Origin of the sequence: Ensifer canadensis (assembly GCF_017488845.2) — a bacterium.
GTDB lineage: Bacteria > Pseudomonadota > Alphaproteobacteria > Rhizobiales > Rhizobiaceae > Ensifer > Ensifer canadensis.
The window spans coordinates 627,728-654,171 of sequence record NZ_CP083373.1 but is presented as its reverse complement, the minus strand read 5'-3'; the positions used below and the strand labels follow the sequence as shown (position 1 = coordinate 654,171).

Annotated in this window: 20 protein-coding genes and 1 pseudogene; 13 read left to right on the top strand and 8 right to left on the bottom strand. The window is 60.4% G+C overall.

Annotation, left to right across the window (positions count from 1 at the left end):
- Positions 1 to 53: 53 nt before the first annotated feature.
- Together J3R84_RS32845 and J3R84_RS32840 are read left to right on the top strand one after the other, a co-directional pair.
- Positions 54 to 3,176: pseudogene (locus J3R84_RS32845) on the top strand (glycosyltransferase).
- On the top strand, positions 3,173 to 5,506 hold the full coding sequence (locus J3R84_RS32840) for a glycosyltransferase family 4 protein (RefSeq protein WP_057209700.1): 2,334 nt from the start codon (positions 3,173 to 3,175) through the stop codon (positions 5,504 to 5,506). The pseudogene J3R84_RS32845 and the gene J3R84_RS32840 overlap by 4 nt, the downstream one beginning before the upstream one ends.
- A gap of 562 nt (positions 5,507 to 6,068) precedes the next feature.
- Here the strand turns inward: J3R84_RS32840 and J3R84_RS32835 are convergent.
- Both J3R84_RS32835 and J3R84_RS32830 read right to left on the bottom strand, forming a co-directional pair.
- Positions 6,069 to 7,292, bottom strand: coding sequence for an acyl-CoA dehydrogenase family protein (locus J3R84_RS32835; RefSeq protein ID WP_203528375.1), 1,224 nt, complete (start codon positions 7,290 to 7,292; stop codon positions 6,069 to 6,071).
- Positions 7,293 to 7,358: 66 nt separating this feature from the next.
- A complete protein-coding gene (locus J3R84_RS32830) occupies positions 7,359 to 8,984 on the bottom strand; it encodes an ABC transporter substrate-binding protein (protein ID WP_203528373.1) in 1,626 nt (541 codons plus the stop codon).
- A gap of 437 nt (positions 8,985 to 9,421) precedes the next feature.
- Here J3R84_RS32830 and J3R84_RS32825 point away from each other — a divergent pair, with 437 nt between their 5' ends.
- From J3R84_RS32825 to J3R84_RS38945, 3 genes are read left to right on the top strand one after another with little or no spacing between them, the layout of a single operon-like run.
- Positions 9,422 to 10,522, top strand: coding sequence for an LLM class flavin-dependent oxidoreductase (locus J3R84_RS32825; protein WP_203528372.1), 1,101 nt, complete (start codon positions 9,422 to 9,424; stop codon positions 10,520 to 10,522).
- Complete coding sequence (locus tag J3R84_RS32820; RefSeq protein WP_207932907.1) at positions 10,519 to 10,686, top strand: hypothetical protein; 168 nt, start codon at positions 10,519 to 10,521, stop codon at positions 10,684 to 10,686. The genes J3R84_RS32825 and J3R84_RS32820 overlap by 4 nt, the downstream gene beginning before the upstream one ends.
- 33 nt (positions 10,687 to 10,719) lie before the next feature.
- Positions 10,720 to 11,127, top strand: a complete 408-nt coding sequence (locus tag J3R84_RS38945; RefSeq protein ID WP_203528474.1) for a LysR substrate-binding domain-containing protein — start codon at positions 10,720 to 10,722, stop codon at positions 11,125 to 11,127.
- A gap of 673 nt (positions 11,128 to 11,800) precedes the next feature.
- Here the strand turns inward: J3R84_RS38945 and J3R84_RS32815 are convergent.
- Positions 11,801 to 12,952 (bottom strand): hypothetical protein, encoded by a 1,152-nt coding sequence (locus J3R84_RS32815; protein WP_225906344.1) that lies wholly within the window; start codon positions 12,950 to 12,952, stop codon positions 11,801 to 11,803.
- 582 nt (positions 12,953 to 13,534) lie between these two features.
- Here J3R84_RS32815 and J3R84_RS32810 point away from each other — a divergent pair.
- The gene (locus tag J3R84_RS32810) at positions 13,535 to 14,395 is read left to right on the top strand and encodes a hypothetical protein (protein WP_156407937.1); all 861 of its coding nucleotides are present in this window, start codon (positions 13,535 to 13,537) and stop codon (positions 14,393 to 14,395) included.
- 291 nt (positions 14,396 to 14,686) lie between these two features.
- Complete coding sequence (locus tag J3R84_RS32805) at positions 14,687 to 15,040, top strand: amidohydrolase family protein (protein ID WP_225968612.1); 354 nt, start codon at positions 14,687 to 14,689, stop codon at positions 15,038 to 15,040.
- Here J3R84_RS32805 and J3R84_RS32800 read toward each other — a convergent pair.
- The 5 genes from J3R84_RS32800 to J3R84_RS32780 are packed head-to-tail and all read right to left on the bottom strand — an operon-like array spanning position 15,015 to position 20,007.
- Entirely contained in the window at positions 15,015 to 16,076 is a 1,062-nt protein-coding gene (locus J3R84_RS32800) for an aldo/keto reductase (protein WP_057209644.1), read from the bottom strand. The two genes, J3R84_RS32805 and J3R84_RS32800, sit on opposite strands and share 26 nt — an antisense overlap.
- A gap of 14 nt (positions 16,077 to 16,090) precedes the next feature.
- Positions 16,091 to 17,035 carry an ABC transporter ATP-binding protein gene (locus tag J3R84_RS32795; protein WP_057213617.1) on the bottom strand — a complete coding sequence of 315 codons (945 nt, stop codon included), beginning with the start codon at positions 17,033 to 17,035 and terminating at the stop codon, positions 16,091 to 16,093.
- Positions 17,013 to 18,011, bottom strand: a complete 999-nt coding sequence (locus J3R84_RS32790; protein ID WP_057213614.1) for an ABC transporter ATP-binding protein — start codon at positions 18,009 to 18,011, stop codon at positions 17,013 to 17,015. The genes J3R84_RS32795 and J3R84_RS32790 overlap by 23 nt, the downstream gene beginning before the upstream one ends.
- A gap of 2 nt (positions 18,012 to 18,013) precedes the next feature.
- Positions 18,014 to 19,021 carry an ABC transporter permease gene (locus J3R84_RS32785; protein WP_057209639.1) on the bottom strand — a complete coding sequence of 336 codons (1,008 nt, stop codon included), beginning with the start codon at positions 19,019 to 19,021 and terminating at the stop codon, positions 18,014 to 18,016.
- Positions 19,021 to 20,007 (bottom strand): ABC transporter permease, encoded by a 987-nt coding sequence (locus J3R84_RS32780; RefSeq protein WP_203528370.1) that lies wholly within the window; start codon positions 20,005 to 20,007, stop codon positions 19,021 to 19,023. Before J3R84_RS32780 ends, J3R84_RS32785 begins: the two co-directional genes overlap by 1 nt.
- Before the next feature lie 293 nt (positions 20,008 to 20,300).
- On the opposite strand from J3R84_RS32780, the gene J3R84_RS32775 reads away from it, so the two are divergent.
- The 6 genes from J3R84_RS32775 to J3R84_RS32750 are packed head-to-tail and all read left to right on the top strand — an operon-like array spanning position 20,301 to position 26,444.
- Positions 20,301 to 21,341, top strand: a complete 1,041-nt coding sequence (locus J3R84_RS32775; protein WP_057225508.1) for an ABC transporter substrate-binding protein — start codon at positions 20,301 to 20,303, stop codon at positions 21,339 to 21,341.
- A gap of 12 nt (positions 21,342 to 21,353) precedes the next feature.
- Entirely contained in the window at positions 21,354 to 22,586 is a 1,233-nt protein-coding gene (locus J3R84_RS32770; protein WP_057209636.1) for an acyl-CoA dehydrogenase family protein, read from the top strand.
- Positions 22,587 to 22,596: 10 nt separating this feature from the next.
- The gene (locus J3R84_RS32765) at positions 22,597 to 23,631 is read left to right on the top strand and encodes an ABC transporter substrate-binding protein (protein ID WP_057209634.1); all 1,035 of its coding nucleotides are present in this window, start codon (positions 22,597 to 22,599) and stop codon (positions 23,629 to 23,631) included.
- Positions 23,628 to 24,518, top strand: a complete 891-nt coding sequence (locus J3R84_RS32760) for an NmrA family NAD(P)-binding protein (protein ID WP_057213605.1) — start codon at positions 23,628 to 23,630, stop codon at positions 24,516 to 24,518. Before J3R84_RS32765 ends, J3R84_RS32760 begins: the two co-directional genes overlap by 4 nt.
- 5 nt (positions 24,519 to 24,523) lie before the next feature.
- Positions 24,524 to 25,774, top strand: a complete 1,251-nt coding sequence (locus J3R84_RS32755; protein ID WP_203528368.1) for an FAD-dependent oxidoreductase — start codon at positions 24,524 to 24,526, stop codon at positions 25,772 to 25,774.
- Between the two features lie 19 nt (positions 25,775 to 25,793).
- On the top strand, positions 25,794 to 26,444 hold the full coding sequence (locus J3R84_RS32750; protein WP_057213598.1) for an NAD(P)-dependent oxidoreductase: 651 nt from the start codon (positions 25,794 to 25,796) through the stop codon (positions 26,442 to 26,444).

The window sequence follows — 26,444 nt, the reverse complement described above, 5'->3', positions numbered from 1 at the left end:
TCCCACAGAGGCGGAGACTAGTACTCGCAACGGAAAGTTGCGATCCCTCCGGTATGGGAGCCCACATGCTGGTGCTCGGCGAACGGCTGCGCGACCGATACGACATTACGGTGGCCGCGCCACTCGGCGATGGCGCATTCGTGGAGAAGGCAATCGCCTTGGGACTCGCGGTAAAAGCCCTCGGCGACATCCATAGTTTCGGCCATTGGCTGCGATCAAGCGGCACGGAGCTGCTGCATATTCACGCCGGGATCGGATGGGAAGGACATGCACTGGCCCATGCGGGCAAGGCAGCCGGCATTCCCGTCATACGAACGGAGCACCTGCCATTTCTCCTTACCGATGAGAGGCAGAAATCGGAGTTTCGGGAGGGCCTCAGTGCTGTGGCGAGACTGATCGTCGTCTCTGATGCCTCACGGGCCACCTTCTTGGAGGCCGACATTGACCCCGACAAGATCTGCGTCATTCGTAATGGCATCTTGTCTCTGGACGATGGCAAGGACGCGCGCGCGCAGTGGGGCTCGCCCTCGGCAAGAACACTCGTCTCGATTGCCCGTTTTTCACCGCAAAAGGATCACGCGACGCTCGTGCGAGCAATGCCGGCTGTGCTGGCAAGATATCCAGATGCGGTTTTACTGCTGGTTGGCAGCGGCCCCGAAATGGCTGCCGTCAGAGATCTGGTGGCCGAGCTCGCCATCAAAGAGGCGGTGCGATTTGCCGGACAGCGGGATGATATCGCGTCCCTGCTGGCCTCGGCGGATCTCTTCGTTCTGGCCTCTCGGTTCGAGGGGCTTCCGCTGGTCGTTCTTGAGGCGATGTCGGCGGGGGTTCCTGTCGTCGCCACGGCAATCGGGGGAACCATCGAGGCTCTCGGGCACGATCATCCCTACCTCGTGGAGCCGGGGCGGCCCCATGCTTTGGCTGAGGCAATTTGCTCGGTCATGAGTGACCCGATCGCGGCAGCCCGCACAGGACGGGCAGAACGAGCGAGGTTCGAACGACTTTTCACAGCAGCCAGGATGGTCGCGCAAACGGAAGAAATCTATCGAGCCACTTCCAAAACAGAAATGGGCATGCAGAGAGGGTACAGACCCATGGAACGTACGCGTATCGGATTTGTCGGGGTGGGCGGAATCGCAAGACGCCACCTTGAAGTTCTGGCGGGATTCGACGACGTGCACCTCGTCGCATTCTGCGACCCGGAGTTCGATCGGGCAAGGCAAGCCGCTTTTCAGTTTGGCGCCAAAGCCTTCCCGGGGTGTCCAGAGATGCTGGCGAACCAGGAGATCGATGCCGCCTATATCTGCATCCCGCCGTTCGCCCATGGTAAGGTCGAGCGTGAACTGATTGCCCGCAGGATTCCGTTCTTTGTCGAGAAACCGATCACACTGGACCTTGAGCTTGCCACGGAACTGGCTGCCGCTATCGCCGACGCTGGTTTGATCACAGCGGTCGGTTACCATTGGCGGTATCTGGATATCGTTCAGGAAGCGCGCTGGCGTTTGAGCGAAAACCCAGCCCAACTCCTTTCCGGCTATTGGCTGGATCAGACGCCCCCTCCGCAATGGTGGTGGAAGAAGGAGACCTCAGGCGGCCAGATGGTGGAACAAGCCACCCACATCATCGATCTCGCCCGCTACCTGGTTGGCGATGTCACGCGCGTGTTCGGACAGGCGGCACACAGGAGGCGTGACGATTTTCCCGAACTCGACGTCGCGACTTCAAGCACAGCCAGCCTCGCATTCGCATCCGGTGCCATCGGCAACATCGCTTCCACATGCGCTTTACGGTGGGGACATCACATAGGACTGAACCTGTTTGCCGACGGATTGGCGATTCAATTGACGGATCGCGACATCATGGTGGATGTCGGAGAAGGCCGCCCTGTGCGCCGCGCGGAAAGAGATCCTGTGTGGTTGGAGGATCGTGCGTTCGTCGATGCGATACGCGGCGGCGACAATGAGATCCGCTGTGCATATGAAGAGGCGCTCTCGACCCACCGCATTGCCCTGGCGATCGCCAGGTCAGCGGAGAGTGGCCTGCCAATCGATCTCAACACGTTCTAGGAGGTTCCAACGATGACGAGCCGTACTATTCGGTCGCTTGGTGTCTCGGGCCCTGGCGAATTGTACTTCCTGGACTATGAGGAGGGGCCCCCCGGCGACGAGGAGGTGCAACTTGAGACGCTGTTCACCGGCTTTTCTGCCGGTACCGAGCTGACGTTTCTCAAAAACACCAACCCGTACTTCTTCTCCCGCTTCGACAATGATCGGTGTTCATTCATTTCCAACGAGCCTGGACTTCAGTATCCGGTTCCATTTCTTGGCTACATGGAAGTGGCACGCGTCGCCGACAGCAAGTCTGTGGGCTATGCAAAAGGCGATGTCGTGGCGACGACCTACGCGCATAAGACCGGCCACACAGCCAACCCGTATCACGATCTTCTCGTTCCTCTTCCCCCCGCGATTGAACCCATTCTTGGGATATTCGTCGCACAAATGGGTCCCATCGCCGCCAATGGCATCTTGCATGCCGATGCGGCTTCTTTCGGGACCTTTGTTCCTTCGCTCGGAAGCGGCCTGGCCGGGCGACGGATTCTCGTTGTCGGAGCCGGGACCGTCGGCCTGTTGACTGCCCTCTTTGCCAAGTCGCTTGGTGCAACGGAGATCGTCATCGCCGACCCGTCGAAGTTTCGTCGCGGCAAAGCGGAGGCCTTAGGCATTCTTGGGATGAGTGAGGATCACGCTTGGCAGTATGCAAAAGCACGATGGCACAACGGCGGTGGTGACCGGGGCGCCGATTTGGTCTTCCAGACACGGGCGCATTCGGAAAGCCTCAACGTCGCCTTGAAAGCTCTAAGGCCGCAGGCAAGCGTGATTGATCTCGCATTTTACCAGTCGGGCGCAGACGCGCTGCGGTTGGGCGAGGAATTCCACCATAACGGACTGAACATCCTTTGCGCGCAAATCAATCGTGTTCCTCGCGGGCTTTCTCCTCACTGGGATCGGCGTCGTCTCGCCGAAGAGACGATCAAGCTATTGCGCAATGAAGGCGCCCTGATCAAGGAACATCTGATTACTCACGTGGTGCCATTCAACGATGCTCCAGCATTTCTTTCAAGCGTTTTGGCGCGGCAGTTCGAGTTCCTGCAGATTGTATTCGAGGTGCAGAAATGAAGGAGCCCGAGCGCCCGAAAACCGTGCTTTTCGTCTTTGGATGGCTTGTCGTTGGCGGGGAAGAGACGGAGGTCCGCCTGCTTGCCGCCAACCTCGACCATTCCCTCTACAAGATCGAAGTTGTTGCATGTCTGCGAAAGGACGACATGCCCGAGCAAACGCACGAGCAGCTTCGTGCCATGGGCGTCGAAGTGGACACGACGCCCTACGGGCTTTCGTTGGAGGATACCGTCGTCTACCTCGCCGACAAGATCCCGTCCTACGATATCGTCGTCTCCTGTCAAAACGTTGCCGACCTCTACCCAGCTCTTGAACGCCTTCACTTGCGTCCGCCCTTGATCGAGCATGGCGGACTGGTTTCAGAAGCATTGGGTGGTCCGAAGCATTTCACCAGCCGGTATGTAGGGGTATGTCGTACCATCCGCGAGGCAGCAGCCTCCAGAATGCCTGGACGAGAACATCACGCCATTGAAATCCCATCCATGGTCGACTTGAAGGAGTTCAATCCGGTGAGGCGATCCGCAATGCGTCGTCAGCTTGGATTTTCGGATGACGAGATCCTCGTCGGGTGGGTGGGACGCCTCGATCCGAAGAAAAACGTCGAGACGTTCATACGTGCAGCCTCGATCGTTCGTGACCATTGCCCACATGTTCGCTTCCTGATCGTTGGCGGCCCGGATGCATTCTTTCCGCAATATGCGCAGCTATTGCGCGCCCTAACCCACGGACTTGCGCTGGATTCCGCTTTGACATTCCTCGGCGATCGAGCCGATGTGTCGGACATCTTGGTCTCGATCGACATGTTGGTCTGGCTTTCTAGTGGCGAAGGCATGCCTCATGTCCTCGCAGAAGCAGGCGCCGCATGCCTCCCGGTGGTCGCAACAGCGGATAATGGCTCGATCCAGCAAATCGAACATGGCGTCACGGGGTACTTCGTGCCGCACGATGATCCGCAGGCGGTCGCCGAAAAGATCATGCTTCTCGCGAACTCGCCCACCCTGCGCACCCGGCTCGGCCGACGGCTTCGCGCCCATGTCGAAGAGTTTTATAGCGTGGAGGCGGTCATTCCCCAGTGGGAAAAATTGCTCGCCGACGTACTCGCCGAGAGAATTGCACGCGGTCCAACCGGTTTGTTTTCGTCTTTTTTCCAAGCCGGTTTCGAATGCTCGACGCATCGAATCCGAGCCAAGAGCAAGGGGCAGCCCGACAGAAGGCTCGACGTAATTGCATCAACGAAACACGACCTTTACGTGGAGAACGACTATCGCCAACTGCATGCGCTCGGAATGCGCACTGTCCGTGATGGATTGCGGTGGCATCTCATCGAGCCATCGCCGGGACGATACGAGTGGGACAGTGCGTTGCCGATGATTCGGGCCAACCGGCGCACTGGCACCCAGGTCGTATGGGATCTACTCCACTACGGTTGGCCGGATCATATCGACATCTGGTCGCCCGCTTTCGTCGAACGTTTTGCCCTCTTTGCCGGCGCCGTCGCCAAAGTAATGCGAGAGGAAATCGAAGCTCCCCCATTTTATGCGCCGGTTAACGAAATCTCATTCTTGTCCTGGGCTGGCGGCGAGGTTGGCTACCTCAACCCGTGGGCAACGCGCAGGGGTTTTGAGTTGAAGGCGCAACTCGCACGGTCATCACTTGCTTCTATGAAAGCCATTTTGGGCGTTGACCCTCGCGCGCGATTCGTCCATTGCGACCCCGTCATCAATATTGTCGCAGCACCTGATCGACCGCAGGACCGCGGCGCTGCCGAGGGGCATCGGCTCTCTCAATTCCAGGGGTGGGACATGATCGCCGGCCGCCTGTGGCCGCAGCTCGGCGGCGCAGAACGATACCTCGATATCATCGGCGTCAACTACTATCACAACAATCAATGGGTCCACGGCGGCTCTCACATTGACGTCGACCACCCGCTCCACAAGCCGCTCGGGAAAATCCTTGTCGAAACTTATGCCCGTTACGGAAGACCGATGCTGATTGCTGAAACCGGCATTGAGGGTGAGCGTCGTCCGGATTGGCTCGAATATGTGGCGGAAGAGACACGAGCCGCAATGAAGGCGGGAGTACCTGTGGAGGGCGTGTGTCTTTACCCAATCCTGGACCATCTGGGATGGGACGACGATCGGCCATGCGAGAACGGATTGCTGTCGATGGAACCGACGGATTTGGGACGCACGCTTTACTCTCCCCTGGCACGCCAGATTGGGCATGAAATAAAGGTGACCGAGGCCTTTATCGAACACATACCTGGGGATTCAATGAAACGGGCCTGCCTGGAAGACATTAGCCAAACGAAGGGACCATTGGCAATTTGACGCCACCCTGGACCTCTTCCAGTAGTCCCGAACTGCCGGAAGAGGCGTGTCGGTTCAGTTGAGAATTCAATATAAAGAAGTACTCCAAAGCTCTCGGGCAGTCTTCGGTCCAAAAAGGTCCGCGCTATGCTGCCTGCGGTCTTCGATTCGGATCGCCGCTACGGTCTGCTCGAACCACAGCAGCCAAAAGCAAAGTCCTGTTTGCCCAAATAGGCCGCCTTGCGATAATGCGCCACTCTGCTTGAACGCTTTGGACCGATCGTCAAACGCCGCGCTCCATTCGGCCGCAGAATTTAGACCTACTTTTCCTCCGGAGATGGCCTCGACATTGACGCGCTGTCCGATATCCGCCTCCAAACGGCAATCTTTCGATCATCCGCACCGGCTACTGAAGCTGCGTATCGATGACGGCAATTCCCTCGCTCGGATTTTTTGGATACGCCCACATTATGGGCTCTTCTGCCTAGCCAATCGTTCGGGGCCTAACCGGCGTCGACTGCCGCGCGCGATGCACTGCCCCTCCAGCTGATGTCCGGTGTGGCGGTCAATTGGAGTAATCCCCTCAGAAGACCTTCCCTTCCTTCAGGTGGATGGTCGTACCATTGAGGAGATAGTCGCCGACTACGCGCGCCTTGTGCAGCAGCGGATTGTGATTGAGCACCGTGCGAATATTGCGCCAATGCCGGTCGAAGTTGTTGTTACGGGACGTCGCTGACCCGCCACCCAGATCGAACAAGCGCTCGGCGCTTCGCAGACCAAGCTGGCCAAGGACAAGCTGAGCGCGGGCGGTCGAAAGCGCACTTGCGATGAGGGCATCTTCGATCTCCGCTTCGTTGCCCCGGTTTAAAACCGCAACCGTCCGATCCAGGGCGCTGGCGCCCGCAGCCACCGCTGTGTCGATGGCAAACGAATTGGCGGCGATTTCGCCGATGACCTGCTGGACGAAGGGGTCCTGGGTCGCGGTTTCCGCCATGCTGTGGGCGGCGGAACGCGCCTGGCGGCTGACGTAGCTAAGCCCGTCGGAAAGAACATTGCGGACGGCACCGGCAGCGCTTGCCGCGAGATGCAACTGGCGCAATGTCGAGCAATGGCGGCCGACAAGATTGTCGAGCGAGCGGCGGGTAAACTCGTGCGGGAACACCTCGACATTTTCGAGGATCACGCCACCGCTGGCGGTCAGCCGCTGACCCATTCCGTCCCAATCGTCGAGAATGGTGATGCCGTGTCTATCGACGGGCAAGAGAACGCCGACCGCCTGCCCGTGCTCGTCCAGCGCACTGAACGAGGCAAAATCGGAGAATGCCGTTCCCGTTGCATACCACTTGCGGCCATTGAGCCTATAAGTATCGCCCTGCCTGACGATCGTCGTCGTCACCTGGCCGGGCCGAGCGGTACCCTGTTCGGTGTGGGCGCCGCCGAAGAGCTTTCCCGAGAGGATCAGCTCGATCGCACCCGCATCCCTCTCCCGCGGTTCACTCAGAATGACGTTTTCGACATAGTTGAAGTGCGACCGGAGCGCATGCGCAACATTGGAATCGGCAGCGCCGATCGCCGCGATCATCTCGATATAGTCGGCAACCGAACCGCCTGGACCCCCGAGCGCCACCGGAATCCGCAGGGTTCCAAGTTCCAGCTGGCGAAAGCGCTCGAAGGCTTTGAAAGGAAGTTCACGCGACAGGTCGCGCTCGGCCGCGCCGGTGGCGACTTCCGCCGCGAACCCAGGAACGCGCGCAAGAAGTTCCGCACGTGTCGGGCGTGAAGCAGTCTGCACTTTGGTTAGTGTCACTCGTCAACTCCTCGACTGAAGAAACCGGTGCAGCCGGATCTCCCGCAGACTGCACCGCGCCATCGATCACTCGTCGAGATAGATGTCGGAACCGTTGGCCCAGAGATGCTCGACACCCAGCTTTAGGTTTTTCACCCGCCTGTCGTAGACGGTGATCACCGCCGGGGTGACGATGTCGAGCGTGGGCAGATCCTCCACGACCAGTTTCTGGAACGCGTTGAAGAGCTCCAACCGTTTCCTGGTATCGATTTCGACGGCGGCGGTCTCGAGGAGCCGGTCGACTTCCGGGTTGGAATATTTAGACCCGTTGGTAAAAGGCACGCCCGGTTTGAAGTTCTTCGACCAGTATAAGCGCTGCACGCCGACGGTCGGATCGTAAAGATTGCTCATGCCTTCGATGGCGATATCGAAATCGCGATCGGTGAAGACCCGCTTCACGAAGGTCGCAAAGTCCTGGGTGCGCAGTTCAACCTTGATGCCGACCTTGGCAAGCGCCTGGGCAATATACTCCGCCGTCTGCTTGGGTGGGCCGGAGGGCTGAGTGGGATCGATGAACAGCTTGAAGCGGAAACCGTCGGCGCCTCGCGCGTAGCCGGCCTCGTCCAAGAGCTTCTCCGCCTTGGCAGGATCGAACTCGTACTTCGGGAGGTCCGGCGTGTAGAATTTCGCAAGGTCGGGACTGACGGGACCGTCCAGTCGCGTCGCATAGCCGAGATAGACGGTGTTGACGATGAAGTCCTTGTCGACTGCATGGGCGATCGCGTGACGCACCTTGATATCGGCCAGATACTTGTTCTCGAGGTTGAACTCGGCTCGGGCGATGCTCGGCGAATAGGGCGCCGGATCGGTATCGACGACGAGATTGGGGTTCGTCTTCAGGCGCTCGATATCGGTCAGCGGCAAGTTGGCGGTGGAGACTTGCACTTCACCGGTCTCGATCGCGGCAACCGCTGCCGCCGGATCGATGATGAAGCGAAAGATGATCTGGTCGAGATAGGGCTTCGGAGATCCCCAATAGTCCTCGTTGCGCGAAAAAAGCGCGTGGCTGCCGCGCACCCATTCGACGAACTTGTAGGGTCCTGTGCCAACAGGCGCGACATTGTGCGGGTTCTCGGCGATCTTCGTGCCTTCATAGAGATGCTTCGGCACGATTGGGGCTTCGAAGCTTGCAAAGGCCGTCAGAAGGTAGGGAGCGGGCTTGGAGAGGATCAGCTCAACTTCATGCGTGTTGAGGACGTTTGCCTTCTGGATGTGGGCGAATGTCGCCCGCCCGCGCGGATGGTTTTCCTTCAACGCGAGGATCGAGAAAGCGACATCCTCGGCGGTGAAATCCTTCCCGTCATGCCAGCGAACACCCTGGCGCAGCTTGAACCAGTAGCGCAGGCCGTCCTCGCTGACCGTCCATTCGGTCGCCAGCAAGGGCTGAGGATTGAAGTCACGGTCATAAGTCAGCAGGCTTTCGGTCGCCTTGCCGCTGATATAGTAGGCAGCGCCCGCACTGTGGGCGATCAGAACAAGGACCGGCGGTTCGGTGCCGATATTGATCGAGACGCTACCGCCGCGTGTCGGCTCTTCCGCGGCAAACGAGATCTCCGGAATAGCCCCGACGGCGACGACGGCCGCCAACGCAACGGAAGAGAGCAGAAAGGCGCGGCGTGTCGGTTTCGGTGGGCTGATAGGTGTTGATGTCATCTGGATATCCCCAAGCAGACGCAGAGCGCTGGTTTCTTTTCGTGCACCCATCATTGGGTGATCCGCTTCACGATATATAATCTATCAAATTTATGGTGATAATAGATTTCTAAAGTCACGCTGGCTTTTGGAAAATGCTGCACGGCCGCGGACACCGCGACGGAATATCTCACGTCGGAGCCATGCTCTCTCAAATTTACGAGGTTTGGACATCCTCTGATGAATGGCGGCGACGGTCATCGGCGGGCATGTCCATCTCCTTCCTGGTACCAGATGCATGGGCCACCGTCCCAGGGCAGGAGGTTGAACGAAAAATCCCGACATTGGCAAGCCGTTGAAAACTCATCCCAAGATCGCCACCCAAAACGCAATCGACATTATCGATCTATTAAATAGACTAAGGAGTAACGCTGACTGTGAGTTTCAAGGAGTTTTCGATGTCATCAGAATTCATCGGCCACACGTCCAACAGGGAGGGATCCGATATCGTTCCGGCGACCGGCCCGATCATCGACAAGGCGTATATTCGCAGTCACGTGCAGGCAGCGGAAGCCGCCGGCATAGACCGGCTGTTGATCGGCCAGTTCGCACAGTGGCCAGACAACAACCAGATCGCCGCCTTCGTCTTCGGCCAGACACAGCGGCTCGGGGCGCTACTTGCCCATCGGCCTGGCCTGATGGCTCCGACGCTCGGCGCCCGGCAGCTCGCAACGCTCGACCAGTTCTCCGAGGGTCGCCTATGGGTGCACATCATCACCGGCGGGTCCGACAGCGACCAGGCTCGCGATGGCGATTTCGAGGATCATGACACCCGATATGCCCGCACCGACGAATATCTGTCGGTGCTGAAGAAGACCTGGGAGAGCGACGAGCCCTTCGACCACGAAGGACGCTTCTACAAGTTCAAGGGCGCCTTCAGCCAGGTCAAGCCCTATCAGAAGCCGCGCATCCCGATCTCCTTTGGCGGCTCGTCGGATGCCGCGATCGCGGTCGCCGGCAAACACGCCGATATCTATGCGCTCTGGGGCGAACCGCTGGACGGAGCGAAAGAGACAATCGCCAAGGTGCGTGCAGCCGCTATTGCCAATGGCCGGTCGGCCAGTGACGTCCGCTTCACCCTCGCCTTCCGCACCGTCGTGGCCGAGACGGAACATGCCGCATGGGCAAAGGCCGGCGATATCCTTGAGAAAGTGAAGTCGCAGGTAGCGCGTTCGGCCGGCGGCAACGGCGAGAAGCTACCCTCGAACGCCGGCTCGGTGCGCCTGCGCGAGGCTGCCAAACGCGGCAAGGTGCTGGACAAGCGGCTGTGGACCGAGGTCGCCGAGGCAAGCGGGGCGGGTGGCAATTCGACCGCTCTGGTCGGGACGCCGGAACAGGTGGCAGACGCGATCCTCGACTATTACGACGCCGGCGTTTCCAACTTCCTCGTGCGCGGCTTCTACCCGACCGAGGACACCGTGACCTACGGACGGGACGTAGTGCCGCTCGTCAAAGCCGGCATTGCCGAGCGCGAAGCCAGAAAGGTAGCCGCCGAATGACCGCACCGCTCGATATCGTCGACATCCATGTCCATCTCTGGCCGCCGGCTTGGGGGCCAGGCGGAAGATGCGCCAAGCCCACCGGCGGCTTCTCACCGGAGATCTATCGCAAGATCGCGGAAAACTTGGTGGAGCCGCTAAGGGATGCTCTGAGCAAAGTATAGCAAACCCTTATGCAATAAGGTGGTTTCGATCCGCTGCACGATGCTCGCACTTCCACCATAAGCGCCTCAGATTACGCCGTTCTCGTCTTGCTGGGGCCACTGATCAAACGCTTGGAGACTGAAGCGCCGCAGATCACCCTCCATCTTGTTCCGCGTTCGCGAGACACCGAAAAGATGCTCCACGACGACCTCGTGGACGTTGTGATCGAGCCGAGCGAATTGCTTCCCGATAGCGACTTCCCGCCCGAGCCTCTTCTGAGTGACAGATGGTTGTGTGCTGCCGATGCAGGAACAAGGCAGTTGGGGGCGCGGGCAAGATTTCGATGGATGCATTCCTTCGCTCGTCGCACCTTGCGTACGGCATCGGCCCCGACCGGCGACCAAACCTGGCCGATCAGCATTTGGCGCGAGAGGGCATCAGCCGTCCAGCGCCGGGCATAATAGGCGCGGAACCGGCTATGTTGTTACCAGACATTCATGAACGCATGTTCTGGCACCCAAGGCACACGAGCAATCTCGCACACTGCTGGCTGCGAGATTGCTTGCGAAAAACAGCAGCCGAAATCCAAGGCGGCTCTGCGCCCCCAATGCGTTGAATAGGCCGGCCTGCGCGGAGAATTGATCTCGATCGTTAAGCCGCTATCGCGGCCAATGGGGGCGACTTTTTTTCTCACGAAATCTGCCGCATGGCTCTAGGGCGACGGCGACAACTGCCAGCCAATCTTCTTCGAGACCTTCCTGACCGACCGCGGCATCGAGTTCGACACCAAAATGTCGAGCAGGCAAGCCGGCGCTAGGCAACAAGGCAAGAGAAATCGCCTTCGCCCGGAACGATGGCCGACTTAGGCAAATATCCACACGCTGTTGCAGATCTGTTTATTCATATGTCATCGCCAGTTTCAAGGAAATCGAGCCTCCTGAAATCAGGATCGGGGCCAGCCAGTCGCCATGATTATCGACCGCTTCCTACCATTGCGTTCACGCGCCGCGCCGGAACACCGATCACTCGAGAATGGTCCCGAACTCTCGCTGCTTCCGGCGACAACGGTCTCGTGCTGCACAGTACCGGGGCTCAATGCGGCAAGCTGACACCGGACCTCGGCTGTAAACTGCTTTATGGATGCGCATGCGGCTCCAACTTGTGGTCATCTGGCCCGCCTGGACCATGAGGATGCTCGACACTGTAGCTATGAGTTGTCTTCGCTCCGTCACCAACAGAGCCACCACCGTCCACGCCATAGAATGCGAAGTGCAAACCCCAGTATGCGGTACAGAAGACGACCAACGCGACTGAGAGCCCGACAGGGATATTGACCACCCGGCGTTTGAAGGCAGTCATCAGGTCGACGCCTCTGCGGTGGTCTGCGGCGACAGCAATCAAAATGGCCATGATTAAGCCGTGGCCGATCAGGTCAACACGACCGAATGGCCAGACCGCGGCCGTGAAGATGACGAGCAGTGCGATCGCGGAGAGCCTGCGGATCAACGGGGTCCAAAGCAAACCGAAGCCAAGTGTGAACTCGGTGACGCCGGCCATCGGAATGAAGACGTCTCTCGGCATGCCAAATGTGAGAAACGGTTTCTCCACGACTAGAGGATAAAACCAGCTTGGAAAAGCAAATTTTTCGAGACTTGACCACATCAGAGCGATCGCAAGGCCCCAGCGTAACGCTTCAAAACGGCGCGACCTCAGTTCTTCATTCTTGAGAGGCTCAAGTATGAGATATCCGGCAACACCGAGACCCAACGCCAGGTAGTCGAACAGGTGGAAGAGATCATAGTCTCGCAACGCCAGTACCCAGAGGGCGACAATTCCAGTTCCGGCGATGGGCATGGTGCGTCTGGAGAAAATGCAACAGGCAATCACGAGCTGAAGCCAGGAGACCCACTCAGCTGGGGTCTTGAGATCTGGTGTCAGATACACGCCGCCGACGGCAAAAATGGCAATGAAGAACGCGGCGATGATCGACCTGATGTAGTCGTCCTGGCGCATCCACAGGGGATCGGTCATCCAGTTCAAAGCGTTAATGGCTGTTTCGCCCACAGATGTGCGCTCTAAGATGCGGGTTAGAATGAAGAATACCAGGACCAGGGCAATTCCTGCCCAGAACCACGTATCCTGCAAGGTATCGCCGACCAGCTCAGGCGGTGCCCCAACGATGTAGGGGGCAAACCACTTCACGTGAGCGAATGCCGGTATTGGCGCGAGGGTGATAATTGCCCCAGCAAAGAAAACCCGTATCGGCGGTTGGATCTGCTTCCACATGGAAGTCACTTTCTTTGAGAGGATGTTTTCACTGAAAGGACGCGACAATGAGTTCGTGCGCCGGCCCGAAAAATTCGCAATGGAGGCGCAGCCATTGAAGTCGTAACAGCGACCTTTGCCTGGTGGCTACCTAGCCCCGCTCCAGCTCTTCGCATGGAAGCCACGGCGGACATACCGATCAAGATCACTCCGCGTCTTCGCGCACGAAGATCGGAAGCCTTTCGCAGAAGTGGCCCCAAAATTATCGGGTTCTGAACGGCAAGAGCGTGAGGTTGATCTGCAATTCATTCTGAGAAGCGCGGCAACCCAGTTGTACAATCAGTCGCCTCTCCTCCGCCTCACCTACTCCGGCACGCTCGCAGTATTCAGAAACGCGCACTAGAGGGCGCGCTTCCTGTGAACAGCGGGAGGATATGTCATTCGATTGCACTCAGGATACCTCGTCTTCGTTCCCGCCGACCGTCGGACATGGTGCCGGCATGGACGCAATGATAGGTACCCTGCGGCGAAACCGAAGCTATACGAAGGTTTGGCACGGATCGGGAACCGCACCCCAGCTGTATGTCAGCCTGGAGAAGCAAGTTGCTTAGTGCGCCGCGACCACGCCTTTTCTACAAGCAGATGTGTTCCGAACAAAGGCCGCGTCTGCAAGAGGAATTGCCAGAATCAAACATGCGTATAGCTAAAACAAGCGGCAGAGAAGGCTATCATGCCCGTAACCAACATCTTGGCATAACACGCGCGGCGACGGTCTCTTGCTGTCGGACGCAAAAACGGGTCGGGCAGATCGGCATGACAATAACTCATTACACCCAGTACGTCAGGGATCTGAAGACGACCATCGATCAGGTTCGTGAAAAGCCGTCATTGTTCGAGCGTGCAACCATAAAGCTAGCCATTTGTCGGAACGGCTATGCCTATAGGAGCACGGAGCGGCTTCAAGAGCGATCCCTGGTAAGCGAGTACAAAATTGGCCCGGTCCATAGTCAGGCGCTCAAGCACGACGACGGCACACTCAGCCGTGAGGAAATAGAACACTTCTTCAAGCTGCCGGAAGTCTACGCGTACTCCGACCTGGCGCTGACCTTCGACCGCAGTCCGCTGATGAACGCACATTGGGACGCGACTATCGGACTGGTGGATGCCCGCGTGACATCGATCAGTGGTTCAGCTATGCGGCAGAGGATGCTGTTCATCGGCTTCACCGACCCAGTGCATGCTGAATTCGCCTTGCAAGTCGATGACGCCTTGCTTGTTCACAATCACCGTACGGGTTCGCAGTTCTTTGAATGGATCGACGAAAACTGCGAGTCGCCGAAGGATGAGATGGTGAGTTCCGGCAAGCCTGCGACAACCGCGAAGTCCGAACAACGCTGGTCGCCTTTGCGGATCAGATGGTGGAGCGCTGGTTTTGCGAGCAGACAACAACGCGGTCGCCTATAGGGTGGGTCGCACAATCACGGCCGTCGCTGTACATGTGCAGCGCTGTATCCAGCCCGCCGCTCATCGTCGAAACGAGAACCTGTCGTCCGAATGTACCATCTCGATAATTGGGGTTGCCATTTTTGGTTTGGTTTTGGGCGGTTCGACTGTCGTCCGTAGAGATGCCGATCCACCGAAGAAGTTGTTGGCTCAAGTAAGAGGGCCTACCATCAGCTGTGGCGCACCAGATGAAAGCTACGACCGCGCTTTCGCGGAGAGCCGCCCGAGCGCGCGGCCGGCAAACGCCCCTACATTTATTTCGACACGATGGGGCACGATCCCGAGATCATCCGCAGCCTGACCGGCTTCTTCGGCGCAGAGCGGGTGCTGGCCGGAACGGACTGGCCGATCCTTGCCGCACTCGACGGCAAGAGCCTGACCGAGAGCCTCGCGGAAGCCGGACTAAACGACATGGATTTCCGACGTGTTGCCGGCGGCAATGCCAGGCGCCTCCTCGGCTTGCGAGAGACAAAGGGCTGCCGCCGCCGAATAGACACCCGACAAAACGAAGCCCGGATTTTCGGTCCGGGGCTTCCTTTTTTGAGCGGAGCTTGCCCGGCAGACAGCCGGGCAAGCCGCCTCAGGCGACGCGCTGCGCCCGTGTGAGCGGAATGATCTCTGCCTCCGCCGCGCCAAAGCGCGGCAGCCGGCCTTCGAGCGGATGGCCAGGGTCGGTGAAACCGGGGGTCGATGGGTGGCCAGCAGCGACCAGCCGGTCGACCAGGGCTTCGTCATCGGCATCGATCTTCACGTCTAGCGCACGGACATAGCCGTCCCATTGCTCTTCGGTCCGCGGTCCGCCGATGGTCGAGGTGACGAGACGGTTGTTCAGGACCCAGGCGAGCGCAAAATCCGCGGCGGGAATGCCTTTCGCCTGAGCGTGTGCAGCGATTTGCTTGGCAATCGCGATGGATTCGTCGCGGAATTCGACGTCATGCATGCGCTTGTCGCCGCGGCCCGCCCGCGTATCAGCGCCAGGTGCCTCGCCTACATTGTATTTGCCGGTCAAAACGCCGCGCGCCAGCGGGCTGTAGGTGACGACGCCGAGCCCATAGGCGGCTGCCGCCGGCAATTGTTCGGCCTCCGCCGTGCGGTTGACGATGTTGTAGAGCGGCTGGCTTGCGACCGGTCTGTCGATGCCGAGTTCATCGGCGAGCTGCGCGATCTCGGCAATGCGCCAGCCGCGGAAGTTCGAGACGCCGAAATACCGCAACTTGCCGGCCTTGATCAGATCGGCGATAGCCCTGACCGGCTCCTCCAGCGGCGCGTCGAACACGGCGCGATGGAAATAGAGGATGTCGATGTAATCGGTGCCGAGATTGCGCAGTGAGTTCTCGACCGTCTGGTAAACCCATTTGCGCGAGTAGCCGCCGAGGTTGGGTCCCTTCTTGTGCGAATTGACGAACTTGGTCGCCAGCACCCAGTGATCCCTGTCGGCCTTGATGCCACGCCCGACCACCTCTTCCGACTTGCCGTCGTGATAGACGTCGGCCGTATCGATGAAGTTGATGCCCTGTTCGCGTGCCTTGTCGATGATGCGGAAGGCCACATCATCAGGCGTCTGGTTACCGAACATCATGGACCCGAGTGTCAGCGGTGATACCTTGAGGGCACTGCGCCCGAGATAACGATACTCAACCATTTAAAATCTCCATTTCAGTTGATGCTGTCCGCAAAATGGCAGGCCACCTCGTGGCGTGGTGCTATGAAGCGGAATTCGGGTTCGGCGGTGCGGCACAGATCCGCCGCCAATGGGCATCGGGTGTGGAACCGACAGCCGGAAGGAATGTTGCTGGGGCTCGGCAGATCACCGCCAAGCGGGGCGGCGTGGCGCGGGCGCGATGGATCGGGCACCGCCTCCATCAAAGCACGCGTATAGGGATGGCGCGGATCGGACCACAGCGTCTCGTTGTCTGCGCTTTCGACGATCCTGCCGAGATACATGACCATCACCCGGTCGCAGAAGTAGCGCACCACTGAAAGGTCGTGGCTGATGAAGATGTAGGAAAGGCCGAATTCCTTCTTCATCTCGACCAGAAGATTGAGGATCTGTGCCTGGATCGAGAGGTCGAGGGCCGAGACAGGTTCGTCACAGACGATCAGCTCCGGATTGAGCAACAGCGCGCGGGCGATGCCGATCCTTTGTCGCTGGCCGCCGGAAAACTCGTGCGGATATCGGTTGATGGCATCGGCCGGCAACCCGACTTTCGATACGATGCCGGCGACGATCCGCCGTCGCTCCATGCTCCCGCCTGCCTTGTGCACCACCAGCGGCGCTTCGAGAATTTCACCGATCGTGTGGCGCGGATTGAGCGACGCGAACGGATCCTGGAAAATCATCTGGATCGACTTGCGCACGCTCCTCAATCGCCGCTGGTCGATGAGCGTGATGTCCTCGCCTTTGAATTCGATCCGCCCCTCGGTCGGATCAACCAGCCGAAGAAGAGTTTTGCCGAGGGTCGACTTGCCGCAGCCGCTTTCACCCACCAGCCCCACCGTCTCCCCGCGCTCGACGCGAAGATCGACGCCATCGACAGAGCGCAGAAGCCCATCACGGCTCTGGTAGTGGGTCTTGAGGTCAGTGGCTGAGAGCAAGGGCATCGGGCACGGCCTTGATGGACGAGGTGAAGGGGCAGGCAACGAGGCGATCGGGTGCCGGGGCGGTCAAGGGCGGGATATGGTGGCCGCAGCTCGCCCGCGCCTGGGCGCAGCGCGGCCTGAAGGGACAGCCCGCCTCGCCCACCGCCGAGACGATCGATCCTGGAATTTCGGTCAAAGCGCCGTTGCGATAGTGGAAATCGTTCTTCAACCGCGGCGAAGCGGCAAGCAGCCCGCGCGTGTAGGGGTGCAGCGGATCCTTGAAGAGGTCTGCCGGCAGTGCCTGCTCCACCTTACGGCCTGCATACATCACCACTACCCTGTCGGCCCATTGCGCAACCACACCCAGATCATGAGTGATGAGCACAACGGCCATCTGTAGCTCGCGCCTGAGCGTGTCGAGCAGATCGAGCACTTGCGCCTGGATCGTGACGTCAAGGGCGGTGGTCGGCTCGTCGGCGATCAGTAGCTTCGGCCGACAGGCGACCGCCATCGCGATCATCACCCTCTGGCGCATGCCGCCGGACAGCTGGTGCGGATAGTCGTCGACCCGTTTGTCGGCTCCCGGAATACGGACCAGCTGCAGGAGTTCGATAGCGCGCGCCCGCGCCGCTTTTCCCGAAAGCCTTTCGTGAACCTTCAGCACTTCGCCGATCTGACCGCCAATCGTCATCACCGGATTGAGGCTGGTCATCGGTTCCTGAAAGATCATGGCGATCTCGCGCCCGCGCAGGCGCCGCATCTCGCGCGCATCGAGTGCCAGCAGGTCGCGGTCGCCGAACGTGATACGGCCGCTCGTCACCCTTGCCGCGCGCGGCAGCAGCTGCATCAAAGCCAGCGCGGTCAGGGATTTTCCGGATCCGGATTCCCCGACGATCGCAAGCGTCTCGCCCTGAGCAACCTCGAAGGAGAGGTTGCGAACCGGTTCTGCACGTGGGAAGCCGATGGTGAGGTTTTCGACCCGAAGCAAGGGAGCCATCGTCAACGATCCTGCGAAAAGCGGGGATTGAGGGCGTCGTTCAATCCGTCACCGATGAGGTTGAGCGCCAGCACCGTGAAGACAATCGCAAGCCCAGGCAGTGCCGTCAGATACCAGGCGGTTCTGACCAGCTCTCGGCCGGTCCCGATCATCGAGCCCCAACTGACCACATTCGGATCGCCGAGCCCCATGAAGGACAATGCCGATTCCATCAGGATGGCGGTCGCGACCATGACCGACGACGTGACGATGATCGGCGGCAAGGCGTTCGGCAGGATCTCGCGGAAAATGATGCGGGCATGGCCGAAGCCAAGGCTGCGGGCAGCCATGACGAAGTCCTTCTCGCGGATTGCGCGGAACTCGGCGCGGGTCAACCGTGCCACGGTCGGCCAGGAGATGACGGCGATCGCAAGCGTCACGGTGGTCGCCGAGGGCTGGGCGATCGCCACCAGGACGACAAGAAGGACAAAGCTCGGCAGCGTCTGGAAGATCTCAACGAGCCTGACGAGAATATCGTCGACCCAGCCGCCGAAATAGCCGGCAACTGCGCCAACCAGAACGCCGAACGTCAGCCCGAGTGCGGTCGCCGTCAGCCCGACAAACAGCGAGATGCGCGAGCCGTGCAGGATGCCTGATAGCACGTCGCGTCCCAGCGAATCCGTTCCGAGAGGAAAGGCCGGATCCTGTCCCGGCCACAGGAACGGCCGCCCCACCATCGAAAGCGGGTCGTCGGGGAAAAACACGGGCGCCAGAAGCGCGACGGCGATGACGAGGCCGAGAAAGCCAGTACCGAACAGCGCGTTCGGATTGGCGAAGAAGACCCTCATGGCGCGTCGCCCATTGGTAATTGCGATCGTCGCACTTTGCTGGGAGCGCGCGTCCGGCGCCTTCACGTTGGACCAGGCCGGGCCCTCCGTCGGCGCAACCCCGGCAGGCTGCTCATTTTCTGTCGCAGGCGCATAGGTGGCGCCTGGAATATTGCGGAGTGCTCCGACACCGGTCGAGGACATCAGCGTGCTCCAATTCGAGGATCGAGCCAGGCGTGAACGAGGTCCACGGCAGCGTTTGCGATGATGACGAGAAGCGAGGACAACAGGAGGATGCCGAGCAGCACCGTGAAATCACGGCCCATGACCGCTTCGAAGGCGAGCCTGCCGAGCCCCGGCCAGCTGTAAACCGTCTCGACCACGACGGCACCGCCAAGCATGCCGCCGATGTGCATGCCGGCCATGGTGGTGATCGGGATCAGGGCATTGCGCAGCACATGCCTGGCAGTAACGCCGAACGGCGTCAGTCCCTTGGCATAGGCGGTGCGGACGAAATCCTGGTTTTTGACTTCGAGCATGGAGGCCCGCGTCAGCCTGGCATAGATCGCCACGTAGAAAAGCGCGAGCGACGTCGCCGGCAGCACCATATAGCGCGCCGTGTCGAGCAGTGCCGGCCAGCCTGTGAGCCGCGAGCCGATGGTGCCTGAGCCGCCGCTTGGCAGCCAGCCGAGTTTGACCGAGAAGAAGACGATCAGCATCAGGCCGATCCAGAAGCTCGGGATCGAGTAGAACAGCAATGAGAAGACCGAGAGCAGCCGATCGGGAAGACGTCCGGCAAATGTCGCCATCAAGGATCCTAGAACGACGCCGAGGAAGATGGCGATGACGAGCGCCACCGCCATCAGAGTCAAGGTGCCCGGTAGGCGCTGGGCGATCAGGTCGGCGACTGGCATGCCGTAGCGCGGCGAAAATCCCAGACTGAAATGCGCGAGATTGTTGAGGTATGTCGCCAGTTGCTCCAGCACCGGGCTGTCCAGCCCGAAGCGGGCCCTGAGTGCTGCCACGCTTTCCTCGGTTGCCGAACCCGCCTCGCCGGCAAGCACGTCGGCAGCATCTCCCGGCGCCAGCTGCAGCAGGAAGAAGTTGAGGATGATGATCCCGAGCAGCGTCGGAATTGCCTGGACCAGCGTGCGTCGCAGCGTTCTGACAATTCTGATCAAAGCCGGCATGCCTGTCGTCTCTCACTTGAAAATTCGCACAAGGCGAAACGTGTCGTCGGCCCCGGATTTCCCCCGCCGATGATTTTATTGTTGACTAACTCTATAGGCTTTGTCAAACGTGTTTTGGTAAATTCGACCCGACAACGGCGATCTGCGAGAACCAGTTTTCCATACAGCTCTCAAAAGACACTGATTTCGGTGGATTATTCTCAAAATGCGAACCGCTCGGCAACAGCTCACTACAAAGCGCGCCCTGAGCGGAAAAGGCTTCCTGATATCATCTTGAGGACGGCAGAGGATCCATGACGCGCAGGAACACTATCTCACAAATCTGGTATACCCGCTGCCCGGTCCCGACCCCGGTCGGCCTTGCGACGCAGCTGGGTCTGCTCGACGAAGCCTTTGCCAGCGAGGGCATCACCCTCAACTCCATCATCGACAGCAAGGACCGGACGATCCGGTCCAGCCACTTCAACCATCATCTGGATTACTCGTTTCGCCACGGCGGCAACGTCCCGCCAATCCGCGCCCGTTCGGAAGGAAATCCGACGCGGCTCGTCGGCATTACCTGGACCGATGAGTTCCAGGCCATCATCACCTTGCCGGCAACGGGCATCAAGACGACGCGGGAACTTGTCGGCCGTCGCTTCGGCATTGCCCGGCGCCCTCCCGGCATCGTCGACTTCATGGCGGCTACCGCTCTGAAGGGCCTTGTCTCTGCTTTGTCGCTCGAAGAGCTGACGCATACGGATGTCGAAATCGTCGACATCCCGCTTGAAGATACCGTGCTCGACAATCGAGACGGACCTCAGCTCTACGGCCTGCGCAACCGGCAGGCCTATGGCCCTGAAATCGCAGCGCTCCTTCGCGGCGATGTCGATGCAATCTATGTCAAGGGCACGCCCGGCATCAGCGTCGCCAACCTTTTTGCCACCCATACCGTGACCGAGTTCGGTTTCCACCCCGACCCCAAAATCCGCATCAATTCGGGCTCACCACGCATCCTGACGGTCGACGAGCGGCTGGCAGAGGACCGGCCCGATCTGGTGACAAAGCTGATCGAGACCCTCAAGCGCGCAAGCGCCTGGGCCGAAGCGCATCCGGATGACGTGCGCCGCTTCGTTGCCCGCGAAGTCGGCGCATCCGAAGAGGTCGTCGCCGCCGCCAACGGCCCGGACCTGCATCGCCATCTTGGGATCGGTCTCGAGCCTGAGCTGGTGGACGCGATCGGTCACTACAAGGACTTCCTGCACGAGTGGGGCTTCCTTGCCCAGAACTTCGACATCGAAGCCTGGGTTGATCGTCGTCCCTGGGCCGATCTCGAAACACGCGCCGTTGCCTGACCGGAGAAGCCGATGACCGCCGCAACTGAAATCGAGTTGGCGATTGAAAGGGCCGAGGACTTGGGAAAGCGCTTTGCGCTGACCGCCCGGCATTATGACGAAACCGGCGAATTTCCCTTCGCCAATTTCGATGCGCTTCACGAAGCCGGGCTGCTCGGCCTCGTGACCGCGACGGAGCAAGGCGGTCTGGGCGGCGGATTGACCGAAGCGCTCTCGGTCGTCTCGGCGATTGCCCGCGGCGAGCCGTCCACAGCGCTCGTTCTCTCGATGCATTACAACCAGCATTATTCGCTGCGCACCTCGGGCAAATGGCCGGAGCATCTTGTCGAACGGGTGATCAAGGCCAACCGCGAGGGCGTGGCGCTGATCAATGCTGCGCAGGTCGAACCGCGTGTCGGATCTCCGTCACACGGCTCTTTACCGGAGACCATCGCGCGCCGGGTCGGCGATCACTGGCGGATTACTGGCCACAAGACCTATGCGACTGGCATTCCGCTGTTGCGTTGGGTCGCCGTGCTCGCCGTTACCGACGAGCCGGTGCCGCGCCTCGGGTCGTTTCTCGTGCCGACGTCCGCCGACGGCATTCGCGTCGAAAAGACCTGGAACGCCACCGGCATGCGCGCCACCAACAGCGACGATCTGATCCTCGACGACGTCGCCGTTCCGGTGGAGGATGTGCTTGATATAGCGCCCGCGAGCGAAGGCCTGAAACGCGACGAACGCATGGGCGCCTGGTACTTCAGCCTTGTGCCAGCGATCTACGACGGTGCTGCGCGCGGCGCCCGCGACTGGCTGATCGAGTTCACCACCACGCGGGCACCCACAAGCCTCGGCGCACCGCTCTCCACCGTGCCGCGCATCCAGGACGGGCTCGGCCAGATCGAGGTCCTGCTGACGGTCAATCGCCGGCTGCTCCGGTCTATTGCCGAGGATTTCGACGCCGGTCGGCCATTCGGCCCGGATGCGGCGGCGGTCAAGCACACCGTCATCGAGAATGCGATCGCCGCAACCACGCTTGCACTGGAACTCGGCGGCAATCCCGGCATCAGCCGCGACAACCCGCTGGAGCGTCACCACCGCGATGCGCTGTCCGGCAAGGCCCATGCGCCGCAGAACAACCTGATCCGCACGATGCTCGCCAAGGCGGCACTCAGCCGGCACGCCGCTGCCCCGGCGCTGCCGCTGGAGCCGGTGCCGGTTCGCACCCATCAACAACCCCGCCTTGCCGTTGTCGGCCGCAGCTAGGAGCCTCGCGATGTCATCACTCAATTCCGTCTGGTACACCCGTTGCCCGGCCCCCACGCCCCTGTCGATCGCCCACCAACTCGGCTGGGTCGATCGGCAGTTCGAAGCCACCGGTGTCGCGGTTCGATCGATCCGCGACAGCAAGGATCAGACCGTCCGCGAGAGCCATTTCACCCATACGCTGGACCACTCGTTCCGCCAGGGTGGCAACATCCCGCCCCTTTGGGCACGATCGGGCGGACGGCAGACCCGAGTGGTCGGCATTACGACCACGGACGAATTCCAGGCGATCATCGCGCTTCCCGGCTCAGGCATCGCCAAAGGCTCGGATCTGAAGGGCCGGCGCATCGGGGTGCCGCGCAAACCGAATGAAGCCATCGTCGACTTCCAGCGCGCCACCGCGTTGAAAGGCATCGTGTCCGCATTGGAGCTTGAGGGGCTCACCCATCGCGATGTCGAACTGGTCTATCTCGACAGCAGCGAGGCAAACCTGATCGAAAGGGGCAATGCCGCGTTTCTCGGGTTGAAGCGCCGCTATCCCTACGGCGACGAGCTTCTGGCGCTGGCGGGCGGCAAGATCGATGCCTTCTTCGTCAAGGGTGCCGAAGGTTTGGTGCTAGCCAATCAGATCGGCGCCGTCGTCGTCTCGGAATTCGGCTTCCACTCTGATGCAAAGATCCGCATCAACAACGGTACGCCGAGGCCCTTGACCGTCGACCTCAAATTTCTCGACGAGCATTTCGACCTTGTCACGGGCCTTGTCGCAACGGTCGCACGTGTTGCCGAATGGGCGGAGGCGAACCCGAATGAAGCGGTGCGCTTCATCGCCAATGAAATCGGCGTGGGCGAAGACGCGATCCGGGCTGCGAATGGTCCGGATGTCCACAGCCATCTCAAGCTGACACTCGACGATGAGCAGTTGGCTGCCTTCGACCACTTCAAACGCTTCCTGCTCGAATGGGGCTTCCTTCCGGCCGACTTCGACGTGTTTGGCTGGATCGATCACCGGCCGCTGGAGGCCGCATCACGGCGGGCGGCCGCATGAGCAAAGCAGCAGTTCCTGTCACCGGTGCGACAACCATCATCGCCGGCGCCACCGGCAAGCTCGGCCAGCTCATCGTTCGGAGGCTGGCCGCTCTGAAACAACCGGTTCGCATCCTTACGCGCCGGCCCGATGCCGCACGCCGCCTGTTTGGCGAAAGCGTACAGATTGCCGTCGGCGACTTCGGCGATCGTACTTCGCTCGATACCGCGGTACGCGGCGCCGGACGGCTCCTGCTCCTGTCGCCCATCAGCGCCAGGCTCGTCACCGATCAGATCAGCGCAGCCGATGCCGCCTTAGCGGCCGGCGTCCGGCGCATCGTCAAGATCTCAGGTTCCGACTGGACCATCGATCCGCCCGGTCATTCCATCTCCGGCGATGCCCACGCCGCTGTCGAGCGGCACCTCAACAGTCTTGCACTGGATACCGTTTCGCTTCGACCGAATGCTTGGATGCAGGTCTCGCTCGCCAACGCCGTCCGCCAGGCAATCGCTACCGATACGGTGGCAGCGGCCAATCCCGACGCCGGTGTCGGCTACATCGATGCACGAGATATCGCCGATGTCGCCGTCGATCAGCTTCTCGCCGACACCGTCACTGGGCGAACACTCAATCTCACCGGTCCTGACATCGTCAGCGCGCGCCAGCTCGCCGATCTGCTCTCGACGACTTTGAAGCGGCGGTTTGCCGTCGTCGAGAAGCCCCCTTTGGCGGCATCAGGCGATGCCGACTTCGAACACCGTGCCATAGCGCAATTCGCGAAGTTGATCGCTGCCGGTCGTGCGGCCACGACGACCGATGTCGTGAAATCGCTGCTGGGCCGACCACCGCGCAGTGTCGCAGCCTTCATCTCCGAACATGCAGCCGCAGAGGCAGCGCTCAGCGAGTAACAGTCATGAGCATCTCTTTTGTTGACATCGCCATTATTGGCGGGGGCCCAGGCGGCCTTGCGCTGGCCCAGGGTCTGAAGAAGAACGGCATCGATGCCGCCGTGTTCGAACGCGATCCGGGCCGGGCCGACTACGTGCAAGGCTTTCGCATGCGTATCCGCCAGCGTGGCATCGACGCACTTCAGGCCAATCTGCCGACGCATCTCTTCCAGGTCTTTCTGGACACGCTCGGGTTTGCCCCGACCGAGAACCTGATTCTCGACGAGGGCTTCGAGCGTCTCGATAATGCCGGGCTCGAAAGTCGGGAGACCGAGGACACGCATATCGAAAAGTCTGTGAGCAGGATCACGCTGCGGCAGATCCTTCTTTCCGGGCTGAAGGGCAGGTTCCATACGGGCAAACGCTTCGAGCGCTATGAACCGCTCCCAGACGGCACGGTTATCGCGCATTTTGCTGACGGCTCGACTGTCCGCGCCAACCTTCTGGTCGGTGCCGACGGTGCGGGGTCGGCCGTTCGCCGCCAACTGCTGCCGGATCTGAAGAGCATCGATACCGGTGTTCGGCGCCTGGCGGGCAAGATCAGCCTTGAAGCGGCTGCGCACCATGACATCTCACCGCTTCTTACCGAGTTCAACACCAATATCCGCCCGAGCGACGGCCGTGGCCTGATGATCACCAGCCACCGGGTCGATCCAGCCGCCTATGCCCGGCACGATTTCATTGGCGCCGAAGACCCCGATCATCGCAACATCCCCGGTTTCCATTTCAACAACACCACCAGCTACACCTGGTGGAACACCGCTTACGATACGGACGAACTGGGACCGGATGAACTCCTTGAAACGCTCGATGGCGCCGGCCTGCTGCAAGCGCTACTTCAACGTATCGGCCATTGGGACGAGCGCATCCTGAAGCTCATCCGCCACAGCGATCCGTCGACGGTCGCCTTCCTCAAGGTCAAAAGCTCGACGCCCGGCGCGAAATGGCAGCCCGGTCCGGTCACGCTGCTCGGCGATGCGATCCACGCGATGACCTATTTCCGCGCTCTCGGCGGCAACACCGCGCTCTACGACACCGGTCTGCTGGTTCGCGAGCTCGTCGCCGCGCGACGCCATGACAAGCCGCTGATCGCAGCCGTCCACGACTATGAGAACGCCATGCGAGAACACGGCTACGAGGCCGTCCGCTCCTCGCTCTCAGCCATGCAACGCAATGTCGGGGCAAACCGGCCGCTAAAGTCGGTGCCTGCACTCTAATCCCAGGAAAGATCTGATCATGTCCATCGTCGTCTTCGGCGCCTCCGGAAACATCGGCAGCAATATCCGCAGGGAGGCGCTGTCGCGTGGCCGTCGTGTGACAGCCGTCACCCGGTCCACCGACATCGAACCCGAAGAGCGCCTCACCCTGCGCAAGGCCGATATCGCCGATGCGAGCGCGGTCGCAAGCATCGTCAAAGGACACGATGCCGTCATCAGTGCCTATAGCCCAGGTTTGCGCCGTCATTCCGCAGAAGTGGCCGCGGAACTGATCCGAGATGCCCACGCGGCGCTATTTGCCGGCGTGAAGCAAGCGGGCGTCCGCCGCATCATCATCGTCGGCGGCGTGGGCAGCCTGGAGGCGAGCCCCGGTGTCGACGTTGTCGACAGCGACTTTTATCCCGTCGAACACAAGGCCCATACGTTGCGCAACCGCGAGATCCTGCGCAGCTTGAAGCGCGGCGAACACGATCTCGACTGGACCTATGTCTCTCCGCCGCTTTCGATCAAGGCCGGCGAGAGAACCGGCACCTACAGGCTTGGCGAAGACCGGCTGTTGCGCGACGAAGCGGGCGAAAGTCGCATTTCGGAGGCCGACTTCGCCATCGCCATTCTCGATGAGCTGGACCAAGGACAGTTCATCCGCCGCCGCTTCACCGCAGCCTATTGA